The organism is Pseudomonas sivasensis, assembly GCF_052938085.1.
Genome location: NZ_CP176442.1, coordinates 4,747,582 through 4,762,503, shown reverse-complemented (window position 1 = coordinate 4,762,503; position 14,922 = coordinate 4,747,582). Strand labels below are relative to the sequence as shown.

Annotated in this window: 14 protein-coding genes; 2 read left to right on the top strand and 12 right to left on the bottom strand. The window is 61.1% G+C overall.

Annotated elements, in window-relative coordinates; all coding sequences use genetic code 11:
• The first annotated feature begins 280 nt into the window (after window positions 1-280).
• On the top strand, window positions 281-847 hold the full coding sequence (gene dcd / locus ACKZ62_RS21965) for a dCTP deaminase (protein WP_003172320.1): 567 nt from the start codon (window positions 281-283) through the stop codon (window positions 845-847).
• A 107-nt stretch (window positions 848-954) separates the two neighbouring features.
• Complete coding sequence (locus ACKZ62_RS21960; RefSeq protein WP_010212420.1) at window positions 955-1,152, top strand: hypothetical protein; 198 nt, start codon at window positions 955-957, stop codon at window positions 1,150-1,152.
• Window positions 1,153-1,175: 23 nt separating this feature from the next.
• On the opposite strand, the gene pdeM is transcribed toward ACKZ62_RS21960, so the two are convergent.
• The 12 genes from pdeM to ACKZ62_RS21900 all read right to left on the bottom strand — a co-directional run bounded on the left by pdeM (window position 1,176) and on the right by ACKZ62_RS21900 (window position 14,911).
• Complete coding sequence (gene pdeM, locus ACKZ62_RS21955) at window positions 1,176-1,829, bottom strand: ligase-associated DNA damage response endonuclease PdeM (protein WP_122764877.1); 654 nt, start codon at window positions 1,827-1,829, stop codon at window positions 1,176-1,178.
• On the bottom strand, window positions 1,826-4,300 hold the full coding sequence (locus ACKZ62_RS21950; RefSeq protein ID WP_447095825.1) for a ligase-associated DNA damage response DEXH box helicase: 2,475 nt from the start codon (window positions 4,298-4,300) through the stop codon (window positions 1,826-1,828). The genes pdeM and ACKZ62_RS21950 overlap by 4 nt, the downstream gene beginning before the upstream one ends.
• A 58-nt stretch (window positions 4,301-4,358) precedes the next feature.
• Window positions 4,359-5,123 (bottom strand): ABC transporter ATP-binding protein, encoded by a 765-nt coding sequence (locus ACKZ62_RS21945; protein ID WP_032891624.1) that lies wholly within the window; start codon window positions 5,121-5,123, stop codon window positions 4,359-4,361.
• 13 nt (window positions 5,124-5,136) lie between these two features.
• Window positions 5,137-6,255, bottom strand: a complete 1,119-nt coding sequence (locus ACKZ62_RS21940; RefSeq protein WP_032891623.1) for a succinylglutamate desuccinylase/aspartoacylase family protein — start codon at window positions 6,253-6,255, stop codon at window positions 5,137-5,139.
• 9 nt (window positions 6,256-6,264) lie between these two features.
• Complete coding sequence (locus ACKZ62_RS21935; protein WP_447095824.1) at window positions 6,265-6,975, bottom strand: ABC transporter permease; 711 nt, start codon at window positions 6,973-6,975, stop codon at window positions 6,265-6,267.
• Window positions 6,972-7,700 carry an ABC transporter permease gene (locus ACKZ62_RS21930; RefSeq protein WP_032891617.1) on the bottom strand — a complete coding sequence of 243 codons (729 nt, stop codon included), beginning with the start codon at window positions 7,698-7,700 and terminating at the stop codon, window positions 6,972-6,974. The genes ACKZ62_RS21935 and ACKZ62_RS21930 overlap by 4 nt, the downstream gene beginning before the upstream one ends.
• Window positions 7,701-7,757: 57 nt before the next feature.
• Window positions 7,758-8,537: a transporter substrate-binding domain-containing protein gene (locus ACKZ62_RS21925; protein ID WP_032891615.1), complete on the bottom strand. Its 780-nt coding sequence runs from the start codon at window positions 8,535-8,537 to the stop codon at window positions 7,758-7,760.
• 229 nt (window positions 8,538-8,766) lie between these two features.
• Window positions 8,767-10,401, bottom strand: a complete 1,635-nt coding sequence (locus tag ACKZ62_RS21920) for an ATP-dependent DNA ligase (RefSeq protein ID WP_447095823.1) — start codon at window positions 10,399-10,401, stop codon at window positions 8,767-8,769.
• Complete coding sequence (locus ACKZ62_RS21915) at window positions 10,398-11,402, bottom strand: ligase-associated DNA damage response exonuclease (protein WP_032891612.1); 1,005 nt, start codon at window positions 11,400-11,402, stop codon at window positions 10,398-10,400. Before ACKZ62_RS21915 ends, ACKZ62_RS21920 begins: the two co-directional genes overlap by 4 nt.
• 201 nt (window positions 11,403-11,603) lie before the next feature.
• On the bottom strand, window positions 11,604-14,045 hold the full coding sequence (locus tag ACKZ62_RS21910) for a penicillin acylase family protein (protein WP_447095822.1): 2,442 nt from the start codon (window positions 14,043-14,045) through the stop codon (window positions 11,604-11,606).
• A gap of 180 nt (window positions 14,046-14,225) precedes the next feature.
• Window positions 14,226-14,432 (bottom strand): SEC-C metal-binding domain-containing protein, encoded by a 207-nt coding sequence (locus ACKZ62_RS21905; RefSeq protein ID WP_447095821.1) that lies wholly within the window; start codon window positions 14,430-14,432, stop codon window positions 14,226-14,228.
• Window positions 14,429-14,911, bottom strand: a complete 483-nt coding sequence (locus ACKZ62_RS21900; RefSeq protein WP_032891606.1) for an LEA/WHy family protein — start codon at window positions 14,909-14,911, stop codon at window positions 14,429-14,431. The genes ACKZ62_RS21905 and ACKZ62_RS21900 overlap by 4 nt, the downstream gene beginning before the upstream one ends.
• Window positions 14,912-14,922 lie beyond the last annotated feature (11 nt).

Sequence of the window (14,922 nt, the reverse complement as noted above, 5' to 3'; positions counted from 1 at the left end):
TATCGTGTAGAGATTCTCAGTGACACAAGCAGCACAGTGGCGCCACCTTAACCCTTTTTCCGGAACGTGCCAATGGTATTTCCGAAGGTTTCTCTATTTTCGTGACTGGCGGTGGTATTTACAGACCCCTGATCCGGCAGTTCGGCCCCGGCCCCGTTGGTTGCGCCTTATAAGCGGCGGGGTATTGATCAAGAAAAGCCCCACGGCCTTTGAACCCCAACGCCGGCCCCGGTAAGATGCCACACAGAATTTTTCCACCTCGCTATTCAGGACACCCGCCATGAGCATCAAATCGGACAAGTGGATTCGCCGCATGGCGCAAGAGCACGGCATGATCGAACCGTTCGTCGAGCGCCAGATTCGTGGTGAAGGCGATGACCGAGTGATTTCGTACGGCGTTTCCAGCTACGGCTACGATGTACGTTGCGCCGATGAGTTCAAGGTGTTCACCAACATCAACTCGGCAATCGTCGATCCGAAGAACTTCGACGAAAAGAGTTTCGTCGACGTCAAGAGCGACGTGTGCATCATTCCGCCAAACTCCTTCGCCCTGGCGCGCACTGTGGAGTTCTTCCGTATTCCGCGTGACGTACTGACCATCTGCCTGGGTAAAAGCACCTACGCGCGTTGCGGCATTATCGTCAACGTGACGCCGCTTGAGCCTGAGTGGGAAGGTCACGTGACCCTGGAGTTCTCCAACACCACCACGCTGCCGGCCAAGATCTACGCCAACGAAGGCGTAGCGCAGATGCTGTTCCTTCAGTCTGATGAGGCCTGTGAAGTGTCCTACAAAGACCGCGCAGGCAAGTACCAAGGCCAGCGCGGCGTCACCTTGCCACGCGCTTGATCGAAAGGTCCTACGCGTAAAGGGAATTAGTCCGAAGAAAGTGACTCTATTGGGTGTACTGCCTCGGCGCGTGCAAAACGCGTCGGGCCACGCTTGAGGAGTACCTTATGAAGATCGACCCGCGAATCAGCGCAGAACTTGCCCGGCTTGAACCCAACCAGATTGGTGTTCTGGCCTGGTCCCTGATGGCCGATCCCGCTTATGCGGGCGGCATCCCGGGCCAACCCGAGCCGGATTACCCGCAGCCCACCGAACCCGGCGAGCCGACTCTTCCGGACGAGCCGCCACCCGCACCTGTCGCTTGATACCAGCCAGGCCAGTCGGTGTTTCAGCCAACTGGCCAGACCTGATGGTCGCCAATCACAAAGATTTGGTGATCATTGTCTTGCTCCACGGTATATCCGCCCGTAAACGCGCCAAACGCCGGCAACAGGCTGACGCTCGAGCTCAGCAGGAAGCACGGTAGGCGTAGGCTTTGCCGGCCCTTGCCGCGCAAGCGATACACCGGGTGCACATGCCCCGCCAACACAAGGTGGGTGGCATGGGCGTCCGGTTCGTGTTGCAGGGCGAAAGGGCCCATCAGCAGGGGTTCAGGAACCACTTCGATCCTCAAGTCGGCAGGCGGGTCACCCGCGCGTTTATCGTGATTGCCGCGGATTAAGGTCATCGCCAGGTCGCTGTGGCGCGCTCGCCAGCTCCTCAGTGCGCTCAGCGTGCCGCTGGCGTGGGAGCCTGGACCATGCAGGAAGTCGCCGAGAAAGATCACCTGCGCGCACGGCAGGGCGTTTAACACGCGGTCCAATCGTTGCAGATTGTCGGAGGTCGTGCCTTGTGGCACCGGTTGCCCCAGGCTTCGATAGGCCGATGCCTTGCCAAAGTGCGCATCGGCAATCAAAAGGCACTGGCGCGCAGGCCAGTAAACCGCTTTCTCCGCCAGCAACCACAGCTCTTCGCCCCCAAGCGTCACCGAGCAATGCGTCATCGTTTCTCCGCAACTTTTTCCAAGTCCTTGACCATCCGCGCAATGCGCTCTGAAAGTTTTTCCGAACTCATGCTTTCGCGCATCCGCTCCACCAGCAGCGGGAACGCCAGGGGCGTTGGACGTTCGATCACATACACATCCATTTTCAGCGCCGATAACCGAAGCAAGGTCTCTTCGAGTCGGCGAATATCCAACTCGTCACGCAGGACTTCTTCCCCTGCCTGGGCCAGCAACAGGTTTTGCGGGTCATATTGCTTGAACACTTCAAAGAACAATCCACTGGACGCCTGCACCTGCCGCGTACTTTTCGGCGCTCCGGGGTAACCGGCAAACACCAGCCCGGCGATACGGGCGATTTCACGAAAGCGCCGCAGCGCCAGTTCCCCGGCATTCAGGCTGGCGGCTACATCTGTCAGCAAATTCACCGGACTAAGCAGGGTCTCGTTCAGCAACACTGTCCAATCCAACGGCGTGGCGCTCAGTAGCTCCAGACCATAGTCATTGACGGCAATCGAGAAGGTCACCGCCTGCCCTTGGCTGACCCGCCAGGCGAGCAAACTCGCCAACCCCAAATGCACCTGACGCCCGGCAAACGGGTATAAAAACAGATGCCACCCCTCCCGGGACTTCAGCACTTCGGCCAACAAGTGTTCCCGTGTCGGCAGGCCGGACCAGCGCAACTGCGTCTGCAACAACGGTTGCACCGCCCGCATCTCGGGGCCTTCGAAACGCCCATGGGCCGCAGCGTCAAAGCGCTCCACCACGGCCTGGGCCAGTTCATTGGAAAGCGGCATGCGCCCGCCATTCCAGCGCGGTACGGCTGCCTTTTTTGCGGTACTGCGGCGTACGTAAGCGGTCATGTTTTCTACCCGCACCAGCTCCAGCAGACGTCCGGCGAACAGAAAACCATCGCCGGGCTTGAGCCGTGCGATAAAACCTTCCTCCACACTGCCCAGATTCTTGCCGCCGCCGCCTTTGCTCCAGAACTTCAGCTGGATACTCGCGTCGCTGACAATGGTGCCTACGCTCATGCGATGGCGCCGCGCCAACCGAGCGTCGGGGACGCGCCAGATGCCATGCTCGTCGGGCTCCACACGGCGGTAATCCGGATAAGCGGTGAGCGACAAGCCGCCATGGCGCACAAATCCCAGCGCCCAGGCCCAGTCCGCATCCGTAAGGTCGCGATACGCCCAGGCGCCGCGCACTTCCGCCAGCAAGGCATCCGGTGTAAAGCCACCGCCCAGGGCCATGCTCACCAAATGTTGTACGAGTACATCCAACGGTTTGTAGGGCGATTCGCGGGCTTCGATGCGCCGCGCTGCAATTGCATCCTGGGCTGCCGCAGCCTCAACCAGCTCCAGGCTGTGGGTCGGCACCAGCGTCACCCTCGACGGTCGCCCCGGCGCGTGGCCGGAGCGCCCGGCGCGTTGCATCAAGCGGGCGATACCTTTGGCCGAACCGATCTGCAGTACCCGCTCCACCGGTAAAAAATCCACCCCAAGGTCCAGGCTGGAAGTGCACACCACCGCTTTAAGCCGGCCGTCTTTCAAAGCGCGTTCTACCCAATCGCGGGTTTCCCGGGACAGCGAGCCGTGGTGCAGGGCAATCAATCCAGCCCAATCGGGCCGCGCCTCCAGTAAGGCCTGGTACCAGATTTCCGACTGCGCCCGCGTATTGGTAAACACCAGGCAACTGCTGCTGGCCTCCACCTCGGCGACCACCTGCGGCAACATCTTCAAACCGATATGCCCGGCCCAGGGAAAACGCTCGGTAACCAGCGGCAACAAGGTGTCGACTTTTAGGGATTTGGCCGTTTGCCCCTGCACATTGATTGCACCGCCTTGTGGGACCAAAACCTCAAGCGCGTGGGCCTGATTACCCAGGGTCGCCGAAATGCCCCACACCATCAGATCCGGATGCCAGCGCCGCAGCCTCGCCAACGCCAATTGCAACTGCACGCCGCGCTTATTACCGATCAGCTCATGCCATTCATCCACCACCACCATGCGCAGGTGCGCCAGGCTCGACTCGCTGTCGGCGCGGGCGAGCATCAGCGTCAGGCTTTCCGGCGTGGTGATCAGTGCGGTGGGTTGGCGGCGGGTTTGCCGGGCGCGCTCGCTGCTGCTGGTATCGCCCGTGCGCAGGCCGACGCTCCAGGGAATCTGCAAGGTCGCCAGCGGCGCTTCAAGGGCGCGAGCCGTGTCGGCGGCCAGCGCACGCATCGGCGTGATCCACAGGACGGTGAGGGGCTCGGCAGGCGGTTTGCGTTTGCCCGTAGCAGGCGGGCGGATGTTGGCGAAGCGATTGAGGGCGGCAAACCACAGCGCATAGGTTTTACCGGCGCCGGTGCTGGCGTGCATCAGCCCGGACTGGCCATCTTTGACCGCCGTCCAAACTGCTTTCTGGAAGTCGAACGGCTTCCAGCCCTTGGCGGCGAACCATGTCTTGGCGAAGTCGTGGGGTTTTGCCATGCGGTGCCTGACGCTCTGGAGGGTCTATTCCCACAGACCCTCCCGGCACCGCAAAGGTTTACTTCAGATTGCCACTCAGGAACTGCTGCAAGCGCTCGCTCTTCGGGTTGCCCAACACATCCTCAGGCGCGCCTTGCTCTTCGACCATGCCCTTGTGCAGGAACAGCACTTGGTTCGACACCTTGCGCGCAAAGCTCATCTCATGGGTGACCATGATCATGGTGCGGCCTTCCTCAGCCAGCCCCTGGATCACCTTCAACACTTCACCCACCAGTTCCGGGTCCAGGGCTGAGGTGGGTTCGTCGAACAGCATCACTTCCGGCTCCATGGCCAACGCGCGGGCGATCGCCACGCGTTGCTGCTGACCACCGGAGAGAAACGCCGGGTACTGGTCGGCCACCCGTGCCGGCAGGCCAACCTTGTCCAGATAGCGGCGAGCACGGTCTTCGGCGTCTTTCTTGCTGCAACCCAATACCCGGCGCGGGGCCATGGTGATGTTTTCCAGCACGCTCATATGGCTCCACAGGTTGAAGTGCTGGAAGACCATCGCCAGCCGCGTTCGCAGGCGCTGCAATTCGGCGTCGTCGGCTACGCGCATGCCGTGGCGGTCGTTGACCATGCGGATCTGTTTGCCGTCGAGGGTCATGGCGCCGTCGTTGGGGGTTTCCAGGAAATTGATGCAGCGCAAAAAGGTGCTTTTGCCCGAGCCGCTGGCGCCGATCAGGCTGATCACATCTCCGGTCTTGGCCTTGAGCGAGACACCTCTGAGCACCTCATTGTCGCCATAGCTTTTATGCAGGCCTTCAACGGTCAATTTGTACATGGGGCGTGCATCCTCAAGGCGAAAGTAGATAGCCGCTGCGGTAGGCCTCTGAGCCTGCGACATGGCCGATGACCATCCCCGCAGTGGCCATGCGGCGTAGCGAACGGGCGTAAAGCAGGCCTGCGTTGTGGCAGTGCACGGGCGTTACGCGGTCGGTAATGGGGTCGATGATTTCAGCGATCAGTTGCCCGGCTTCCAGGTATTCACCGGGCAGGGCGCTGAACACCAACAGGCCGCCGACCGGCGTCGCCACGGGTTCGACGCCTGCCAGGGGCGTGGCGGGGTAGGGCAGGTCGGGCAGCGGTGCCGGGTCGCCGGCAATTGCGCCGAAGTGAATCAGGTAATCGATGATCGCCTGGCAATCGAGGCTGGCCAGGCCGTGGTTGACGTCGCCCTGCCCGCGCAGTTCGACGGTCACCGAAAAGCTGCCCATGGGAATCGGAAAGCGCCCGGCAAAACGTTGCTGCAACTGCCACCAGACCAGGGTGAAGCACTCATCGAAAGACTGCCCGCCGGAGTCGGTGGCCAGCAAGTTGGCTTCCGAGCCTATATAGCGCGCCAACGGCTCCACCCGCGGCCAGGCCTCTGGTGTGGTGTACAGGTGCGCAACGGCTTCGAAGTCGCAATGCAGATCCAGCACCATGTCGGCGTCGCAGGCCAGGCGCTGCAGTACCAGTCGTTGAGACTGCAACTGGGTTGCGGCGGTTTGCCCGGCCAAGGCGGTGCTCAATGCGGCGCGAATCAGTTCGACATTGTGTTGCGGATCATCTCCGAGCAGCGCCTCGACCTGGTTGCCCACCTCATCACTGAGGTCGACAAACAGGCGATTGAAGTTCTGCCCGCTCTCCAACTCGTAGCGGCCCAGGGGGATGTCCATCAACACCTGTTCCAGGCCCACCGGGTTGGCGATGGGCACCAATACGATCTCGCTCAACAGCCGCCCAGCCGCCGCCAATTCGGCGAGGCGCATCTTCAAGTGCCAGGCCACCAGCATGCCGGGCAGCTCATCGGCATGCAGCGACGACTGGATGTAAACCTTGCCTGCGGCCTGCTGCGGGCCGAAGTGGAAACTGTGGATTTGCCGCGCCGTGCCTGGCACCGGCGCAATCAGTTCATGTAGCTGATGACGCATGAAGGCTCCTTAATGGCTCGGCCCGAGAAAGGCCAGCCAGCGACGTTCCGCCAGCCGAAACAGGCCGACCAGGGCAAAGGTCACGGCGAGGTAGATCAGCGCGGCAATGCCGAACGATTGAAAGGTCATGAAGGTCGCCGAGTTGGCATCTCGCGCCACTTTGAGGATGTCCGGAATCGTCGCGGTAAACGCCACGGTGGTCGAATGCAGCATCAGGATCACTTCGTTGCTGTAGTACGGCAGCGAACGGCGCAGTGCGGACGGCATGATCATATAGGCGTACAGCTTCCAGCCGCTGAGCCCGTAGGCCTTGGCCGCCTCGACTTCGCCGTGGGCCATGCTGCGGATGGACCCGGCGAAAATCTCCGTGGTGTAGGCGCAGGTGTTAAGGGCGAAGGCCAAGATCGTGCAGTTCATTGCATCGCGAAAGAACGCATCCAGTACCGGTTGTTCGCGCACGGCGGCGATGCTGTAGATGCCGGTGTAGCAGATCAGCAACTGGATATAGAGCGGTGTGCCACGAAACAGGTAGGTGTAGAACTGCACCGGCCAGCGTACCAGCGGGTTGCGCGACACGCGGGCGATGGACAGCGGGATCGACACCAGAAAGCCGATCACCAGTGCGGCGCTGAGCAACCACATGGTCATGGCCAGGCCAGTAATGTGTTGGCCGTCGCTGTAAAGGAACGGGCGCCAGTATTCCTGCAAGAGTTCGATCATCGCACCGCCTCCCGGGAGCCTGCGGAGTAGCGACGTTCAAGACGGCGCAAGACAAAGTTGGAGACGCTGGTGATCACCAGGTAGATCAGCGCGGCCAGCACCAGGAAATAAAACAACTGATAAGTGCTTTTACCCGCGTCCTGGGCCGCCTTGACCAAGTCCGCCAAGCCGATGATCGATACCAGTGCGGTGGCCTTGAGCATCACCATCCAGTTATTGCCGATGCCCGGCAGGGCGAAGCGCATCATCTGCGGGAAGGTCACGTAGCGAAAGCGTTGCCCGCGCTTGAGCCCATAGGCAGTGGCGGCTTCCAACTGGCCACGGGGCACGGCGAGGATCGCGCCGCGAAAGGTCTCGGTGAAGTAGGCACCGTAGATAAAGCCCAGGGTGATCACCCCGGCGCTGAATGGGTCGATCTCGATGTATTCCCATTCCATAAAGTCGGTCAGGCCGGTCAGCCAGGTTTGCAGGCTGTAAAAAATCAGCAGCATCAGCACCAAGTCGGGTACGCCACGGATCAACGTGGTGTAGAGCTGGGCGGGAATGCGCAGGAAGGGCAGGCTGGAGAGTTTGGCGCTGGCGCCGAGCAGGCCCAGCAACACGCTGACGGCCAGGGACAACACCGACAACTTGAGGGTCATCCAGGTGCCTTGCAGCAACAGCGGGCCGAAACCCTTCAAGCTGAACGCGCTCAGCCCGAGGGTTTGCAACAGATCTTCGAACATAAATCAGGACCTATGGCGATAAAAAAGCGCCCCTCCACTGGAGGGGCGCCCCGGGCATTATTTGCCGCTGTACAGGTTCAGATCGCCAAAGTGTTTCTTCTGGATAGTGGCGTAGGTGCCATCATCGTGTAACGCTTTGATACCTTTATCCAAAAGCGCCTTGAGTTCAGTGTTACCTTTTTTGATACCGATCGCGGTTTTCGACGGCAGCAATGGGTCGTCAATAGCTGCGCTGACTTCGTAGCCGGCACCGGCTGGCGACTTCAGGAAACCGAGTTCGGCTTGCAGCATGTCCTGTACGGAAGCGTCGAGACGGCCGGAAGTCAGGTCAGCATAAACCTGGTCCTGGTTGGCGTAGGCCTTGGTGGTCACACCGGCCTTGTCCAGCACAGCCTTGGCATAGGCTTCCTGGATGGTGCCTTGCTCGTAGCCCACGGACTTGCCTTTGAGCGACTCAGGTGTCGAGAAGCCAGCGCCTTTCTTGAACACCAGCGAGGTTGGGCCGGAGAACAGCTCGTTGGAGAAGTCGATGGCCTTTTCACGCACCGGGGTCACGGTCATGGACGAGATCACGCCGTCGAACTTGTTGGCCTTCAGGCCTGGGATCATGCCGTCGAAGTCGCTTTCGACCCACTTGCACTTGACCTTCAGCTCGGCACAGATGGCATTGCCCAGATCGATATCGAAGCCCACAAGGCTGCCGTCAGCAGCTTTGGATTCGAAGGGCGCGTAGGACGGATCGACACCAAAACGCAATTCCTTGTATTCCTTGGCCAGCGCGGTACCGGCGGCCATGCACAGAGCCAGTGCAGAAAGGGTCAGCAATGCTTTTTTCATTATGTAATCCCTGGAAACCAAGATAAGCGCTTGTGGCGCGTTTAGGACTGTTACTGAACGGTGTCAGACGGAACACAAGTAGCAATTTCTGCACCATAGTTCCGAATGATCGTTTTAAAAGGTGGGAAGAGGGAATCTTGAGTGTAGGAGATGCCCGAAAGTGGGCATCGGAAAATGAGTGCACCATTACGAGTCATACGGAAATTAAAACCTGGGAGCGGGCGTTACGTCAGGCCAGGAGATCTTGCAGAGTGGCGAGGCTGTCGGCTTCCTCTACCGCCTTGTCCTGGCGCCACCGCAACATCCGCGGAAAGCGCACCGCAATCCCGCTTTTATGCCGCTTGGACAGGGCGATCCCCTCAAACCCCAGCTCGAACACCATACTTGGCGTGACGCTGCTGACCGGGCCGAACTTCTCCACCGTAGTCTTGCGCACAATCGCGTCGACCTTGCGCATCTCCTCGTCGGTCAGTCCGGAATAGGCCTTGGCAAACGGCACCAGGCTGCGCTCGCTGCCGGGCGGGCCGTCCCACACGGCAAAGGTGTAGTCGCTGTAGAGGCTGGCGCGCCGGCCATGGCCGCGCTGGGCGTAGATCAACACGGCGTCGACGCTGAACGGGTCGACTTTCCACTTCCACCACAGGCCCATGTCCTTGGTGCGACCGACGCCGTACAGACCTTCGCGATTCTTGAGCATCATGCCTTCGACGCCGAGGCTGCGGGAGGCTTCGCGTTGCTGCGCAAGGTCCTGCCAAGTTGCACCCGTCAGCAGCGGTGAGGGCTGCAATACCGGTTGGTTGCACACAGCAATCACCTGTTCCAACTGTGCGCGGCGCTCGGCCTGGGTGTGGTTGCGCCAGTCGTCGCCCGCATGTTCCAGCAGGTCGTAGGCCAGCACCGCTACCGGCGCATCCTCAAGGACTTTTTTGCTCAGGGTCTTGCGACCGATACGCTGCTGCAACAGAGCGAAGGGTTGCACTGATTCTTTCCACACCACGATTTCGCCGTCGATCACCGTGCCATCGGGCAGGCCACTTACCAGGCTGTGAAGTTCGGGAAAACGATCAGTCACCAATTCTTCACCCCTGGACCAGACCCACAGGCGCCCCTCGCGCTTGACCAGTTGCGCTCGAATGCCGTCCCACTTCCACTCCACCTGCCAGTCGGCTGGGGAGCCAAGCAATGCATCGAATTGCTCTACCGGCTGCGACAACCCGTGAGCAAGAAAAAACGGATACGGCTGACCGCCGCGTTGCGCATGTTCGTCGGACGATTCTGCGGCGATCAGTTTTAGGTAGCCCTGGGGTGTCGGGCGGTTGGACAGATCGGTGTAGCCCACCAGCCGCTGGGCCACGCGTTTGCTGTCCAGCCCGGCCATGACGGCAAGGGCGCGGGTGACCAGCAATTTGGAGACGCCCACACGAAAGCTGCCGGTGATCAATTTGATGCACACCATCAGGCTCGGTTGATCCAGCTGTGCCCATAACGCTGGCAGGCGCTCTGCCAGGTCCTGAGGTGAGAGGCCGCGCAAGGGCAGGAGTTTTTCTTCCAGCCACACGGCGAGGCCGTCTTCTGAGGTGTAGGTTGATTCCGGCAGCAGCAGGGAAATCGTTTCGGCCAGGTCTCCCACCGACTGATAGCTCTCTTCGAACAGCCAAGGCTCGATGCCGGACGCTTCGGTGGCCATGTCCCGCAGCAGGCGCGTCGGCACCAGTTGTCGAGGGCGTCCGCCGGACAGGAAATACACTGCCCATGCCGCATCCTCAGGCGGCGCCTTCAGGAAGTAGGCTTGCAGGGCCGCGAGCTTGGCGTTACTGGAAGTGGTGGCGTCGAGGTTGGCGTACAGCTCAGCGAAGGCCTTCATGCGCTGACCTCTTCTTCGTCGTCACCGTACTCGGTGGTGAAACCCTGGGCGTCCAGGCCTTTTTCCCGCAAGTGGCGCACCAATACGCCGACTGAGCCGTGGGTCACCATCACCCGTTCCGCGCCGGTTTGTTCGATGGCCCACAACAAACCGGGCCAGTCGGCGTGGTCCGAGAGCACAAAACCTCGGTCCACACCGCGCCGCCGCCGTGTGCCGCGCAGGCGCATCCAGCCGCTGGCGAACGCGTCGCTGTAGTCGCCGAAACGCTTGATCCAACTGCTGCCGCCGGCGGAGGGCGGGGCAATGATCAGGGCTTGGCGCAGCAGCGGGTCGGTCTTGGTGAAGTCACCGGCGTAGAGCGTCTCGGGAATGTAGACGCCGGCCTCGCGGTACACCCGGTTGAGCGGTTCGACTGCGCCGTGGCTGAGGATCGGGCCGATGCTGGCGTCGATGCCATGCAGGATGCGCTGGGCTTTGCCGAAGGAGTAGCAGTACAACACGCTGGCCTTTCCGGCGGCGATATTGGCCTGCCACCAGTCGTTGATCCCGGCAAAAATCTGCGCCTGGGGCTGCCACCGGTAGATCGGCAGGCCAAAGGTGGATTCGGTGATAAAGGTGTGGCAACGCACCGGTTCGAAGGGCGCGCAGGTGCCATCAGGCTCGACTTTGTAATCGCCAGACGCCACCCAGACTTCACCTTGGTATTCCAGGCGCACCTGGGCTGAGCCGAGCACATGCCCGGCCGGATGGAAACTCAACGTCACGCCGTGATGCTGCAGTTTCTCGCCGTAGGCCAGGGTTTGCAGGTTGATGTCCTGCCCCAGGCGCGAGCGCAGGATGCCTTCGCCGGGCGCGGCGGCCAGGTAATGCTGGTTGCCGGTGCGGGCGTGGTCGCCGTGGGCGTGGGTGATGACGGAGCGTTCTACCGGGCGCCAAGGGTCGATGTAGAAATCACCGGCGGGGCAGTAGAGACCTTCAGGGCGGGCGATGACAAGGTCCATGGGGTGTGCCGTGGGCGATGGGCTTATCAGTAGGAGGAGAATGAACCTGGAGAAGTTCTATCTAAATGCAGAGAGCCAAATGTGGGAGGGTGCTTGCTCCCGATGGCGGTGGATCAGTCAAATTTGTATTGGCTGACCCACTGCTATCGGGAGCAAGCACCCTCCCACATTTTGACCCGGTTTCTTCAGGAGAAAGCTGGTTTATTTGCCTGGAGTCAGGGTCAACCGAGCTTTCCCATAGACCTTCTCAAAGTTCTGCGGCTGCATCGGGAAGCTCAGGTATTGCGCCTTGAGCGACGGGTCGATGCCATTGGCGTAGCTCGGGCTGGCGGGATTGCCGGATTGGCCGATGCCGCCCTGGCCCATCATCGGTTCCACCTGGCCGAAGTCGACGATCATGCGCAGTGCCGGGACTTGGGTGGTGTTGAAATCCTGGCCCCAGCTATACGGCGCCGGGTTCAAGGTGTTGTGGTCACCGCCGGACGCCAACGGGCCGCGAATGACTTGGCCAGTAGTGTTCTTCCAGGTGGTGCTGTGCAGCTTGCCCCACTGCCAGGCCTTGTGATCGGCGCCCAGCTGGTTGTCGCCCGCGGTGATCGCGGCCGCGAGGCTGCGGGCCAGGATCGCCGGTTTGTCTTCTTTCTGCGGTGTGCGCACGTCGTCCCAGAACGGGCTGTCTTCGCGGCTCAGCAAGTGGTCGGCCTGGGCGGCGTAGGAGAGGTTGGCGTTGCTGACAAACGCCTTCCAACTGGCGCTGTTTTCCGGGCCGAGTTCGTCGAGGAAGATCTGCTTGGTGCTTTCCTGCAGGAATAACTCATAGAGAGCCGCGTCGGCGGATGTCGCGACGAGGCGACCGTCGAAGGCCATCAGGCGATTCAGCGCTTCACGCGCTTTGGTCTGTTCGGCCGCAGGCAACCCATCAATCGCCTGTTTCAGCGGCTGGGCCATGCCCGGAGCCTGGAACATGGTCTTGAGCTTGGCGGCGAACGTGGTGGTCTGGTCGTATTGCATGGCGATCACGCTACGACTGTCGTGCTTGCCGGCATTGGCCAATTGCGCCAGGCGCTCGCTGCGCTCCGGGGCGTCCCAGGAGTTGGACAACTGCATGCCATAGCCACGCGGCGCGGTGCGCTGGTTGGCGGTGCCGATCCAGCCTTGGGCCGGGTCCTGGTCATAAGGATGCAGCATCGCGTCGGCGTAGCCGTCCCAGTCAAAACGCGTATCCCAGCCTGGCGACGGCAGCAGACCCTCGCCTTCGCGGCGGTTGGGGAAACGGCCGGTGACCTGCCAGCCGATATTGGTGGCGTCGGCGAACACCATGTTTAAGGCAATGGCGCGAATCTCGCGGGTCGCATCCGAGGCTTTGGCGACGTTTTGCGCGCGGGACAGGTCGAAGAACGCATCCAGGCTCTTGTCGTCTTTAAAGTCGGCTGTTTGCAACGCCAGGCCCAGACCGCTGGTGAGCGCCTGGCTGCTGTTGAGCAGGGCGCCGTGACGGGTTTCGTAGACAACTTCGCGAGTCGAGCGCTGGCCTTTGACGAAGAAGGTTTCATTCCGCACGCCGGCCGGCAGCCATTTGCCGTTGTTCTCGTAGTACAGCGCGTTGCCTTGGCGTTTGACCTTTTCCAGGAACAGGTCCTGGGTATCGCCCTTGACCGTGCTCATGCTCCACGCGACTTTGCCGTTGAACCCGGACAGCAGCGTTGGCAAGCCGGCAATCGAGGCGCCTACGGCCTGGTATTTCGGGGCGCGAATCTGCACGTAGCTCCATGGCGACGGTGCTTGCGGTTGGGCGGCGAGGTCGTTGGCCAGCAGGCTCTTGCCACTGCGGCTGCGCTGCGGGCCGATGGCCCAGTTGCTCGACGTGGTCACGGCCAGGGCATTGAGGCTGCCCAGTTGCTGGCTGACGGTGTCCAGCCCCGCCAGGCCGGTGATCTGGCTGAAGTTCACGCCCTTGAGCTTCTCGGCTTCGGCCAGTGGGATTGGCTCATCCGGTGCGCTTGGGGTAAGCCAGGCGAGTTTGTCGACGCCAACTTTTTGCGCGAGCACCAGAGAGGCGAGCTCTTCTTGCAGGTTGGCCGACTCGCTGAAATTCAGCAGGCAGAACAACAGCGCCGAATCTTCCGGCTTCCAGTATTCGGGCTTGTAGCCGGTCTGGGCCAGGTCCGGCGGCAGCTTGTCGCGGTAGCGGAACAGGTAGGCGTTGACGCCACGGGCATACACTTCGAAGAAGCGCTTGAGGCGCGGCGATGAGGCGTTGTACAGCTCGCCGGCGCTTTTTTTCAGGTTGACCGCACGCATGAAGCGGTCGACATCCAACACCTCTGGGCCGGACATTTCTGCCAGACGGCCTTGGGCCAGCAGGCGCAGGGTGACCATCTGGGTGATGCGGTCACTGGCGTGCACATAGCCAAGGCTGAACAGTGCGTCGTGGAATGTGTTGCTTTCGATCAGCGGCATGCCTTGGGCATTGCGGCGCACCGACACGTTTTGTGCCAGGCCTTTGATCGGCTGTACGCCCGCAACGGGCGGCAAGGTGTCCTGGGTGCTCTGGAGCTGGCAACCGGCCAGGCTTAATGCACTGGCCACTGCCGCGGCAACGCCGAACCGGGGGAGAAAATGTGAGAGGGCTGGCGAGGCCATGGCAAAGCTCCTGCGGGGGGTAGCGTCAGTAAAGGCGCTACGTTAGTGAGCGCGGCGAACCGACGCAAGCAGGAGCTCAGCCTTATTTTCATGAACGGCCCAAGAGGACTTGGGCGGATTGGCTCTCCGTGCCCATTCATATGCCCGAACCGTCGCCGGGCGCCTATTACAGTATCGGGCTTACGCCCCGTGGCACTTCTTGAATTTTTTCTCGCTGCCGCATGGGCAAGGATCGTTGCGGCCAACGTCCTTCAACGCGTTGCGCACTGGCTCTTGATGAGCGTGGCCGCAGTTCGGGCCGTGGACATGGCCGTGATCGTGGCCGTGATCATGGTGATCGTGATCGTGGTTGCAGTCAGGACCATGGACATGGGGTTGCTGAGTCATTGATGTCGCTCCGGAATAAAATCGCCGGGGATTATCACGCCATTGTGGGCCACCTGCACGTCATAACCGATGAATAATCCGGTTTTGAGCTCGCCTTCCAAGCGATAGGGCACGGGTTGGTCGGGTTTTTTCAACAACTGCACGACACTGCGTATCTGCGGCCAGAGGTTGGTGCGTACGGAAACTTTGAAAAACGCATGGCTTCGGGGCGGCACGGTGAGCCATTCGTTGGACTCGCCTTCGGTCAGCACAAAATCATCCAGGGTGACCTTGTAGATCAGGCCGCGCACGGTCAGGTCGGCGTCGTCGCGGTTGTCTACGCGAAAGTACAGTTTGAATTTCTGTTCCAGCAACTTGGCCCGCACCACTTCGACCTTAACCAGAGAGACGTGGGGCGGCGGCGCGTCGTCCTCGAACCACGACGCACAGCCGCTTAGACCGAAGATTAACGCCAGCATCAAGCTGTAGATCCGGAGCATGGCGTTGGTCC

Excerpts from the sequence above, each read along its gene's own strand:
- ACKZ62_RS21915 (WP_032891612.1), bottom strand. The coding sequence starts at position 11,402 with ATGGACCTTGTCATCGCCCGCCCTGAAGGTCTCTACTGCCCCGCCGGT.
- ACKZ62_RS21960 (WP_010212420.1), top strand. The coding sequence starts at position 955 with ATGAAGATCGACCCGCGAATCAGCGCAGAACTTGCCCGGCTTGAACCC.
- ACKZ62_RS21920 (WP_447095823.1), bottom strand. The coding sequence starts at position 10,401 with ATGAAGGCCTTCGCTGAGCTGTACGCCAACCTCGACGCCACCACTTCC.
- dcd (WP_003172320.1), top strand. The coding sequence starts at position 281 with ATGAGCATCAAATCGGACAAGTGGATTCGCCGCATGGCGCAAGAGCAC.
- ACKZ62_RS21930 (WP_032891617.1), bottom strand. The coding sequence starts at position 7,700 with ATGTTCGAAGATCTGTTGCAAACCCTCGGGCTGAGCGCGTTCAGCTTG.
- ACKZ62_RS21910 (WP_447095822.1), bottom strand. The coding sequence starts at position 14,045 with ATGGCCTCGCCAGCCCTCTCACATTTTCTCCCCCGGTTCGGCGTTGCC.
- pdeM (WP_122764877.1), bottom strand. The coding sequence starts at position 1,829 with ATGACGCATTGCTCGGTGACGCTTGGGGGCGAAGAGCTGTGGTTGCTG.
- ACKZ62_RS21950 (WP_447095825.1), bottom strand. The coding sequence starts at position 4,300 with ATGGCAAAACCCCACGACTTCGCCAAGACATGGTTCGCCGCCAAGGGC.
- ACKZ62_RS21900 (WP_032891606.1), bottom strand. The coding sequence starts at position 14,911 with ATGCTCCGGATCTACAGCTTGATGCTGGCGTTAATCTTCGGTCTAAGC.
- ACKZ62_RS21905 (WP_447095821.1), bottom strand. The coding sequence starts at position 14,432 with ATGACTCAGCAACCCCATGTCCATGGTCCTGACTGCAACCACGATCAC.
- ACKZ62_RS21940 (WP_032891623.1), bottom strand. The coding sequence starts at position 6,255 with ATGCGTCATCAGCTACATGAACTGATTGCGCCGGTGCCAGGCACGGCG.
- ACKZ62_RS21935 (WP_447095824.1), bottom strand. The coding sequence starts at position 6,975 with ATGATCGAACTCTTGCAGGAATACTGGCGCCCGTTCCTTTACAGCGAC.
- ACKZ62_RS21925 (WP_032891615.1), bottom strand. The coding sequence starts at position 8,537 with ATGAAAAAAGCATTGCTGACCCTTTCTGCACTGGCTCTGTGCATGGCC.
- ACKZ62_RS21945 (WP_032891624.1), bottom strand. The coding sequence starts at position 5,123 with ATGTACAAATTGACCGTTGAAGGCCTGCATAAAAGCTATGGCGACAAT.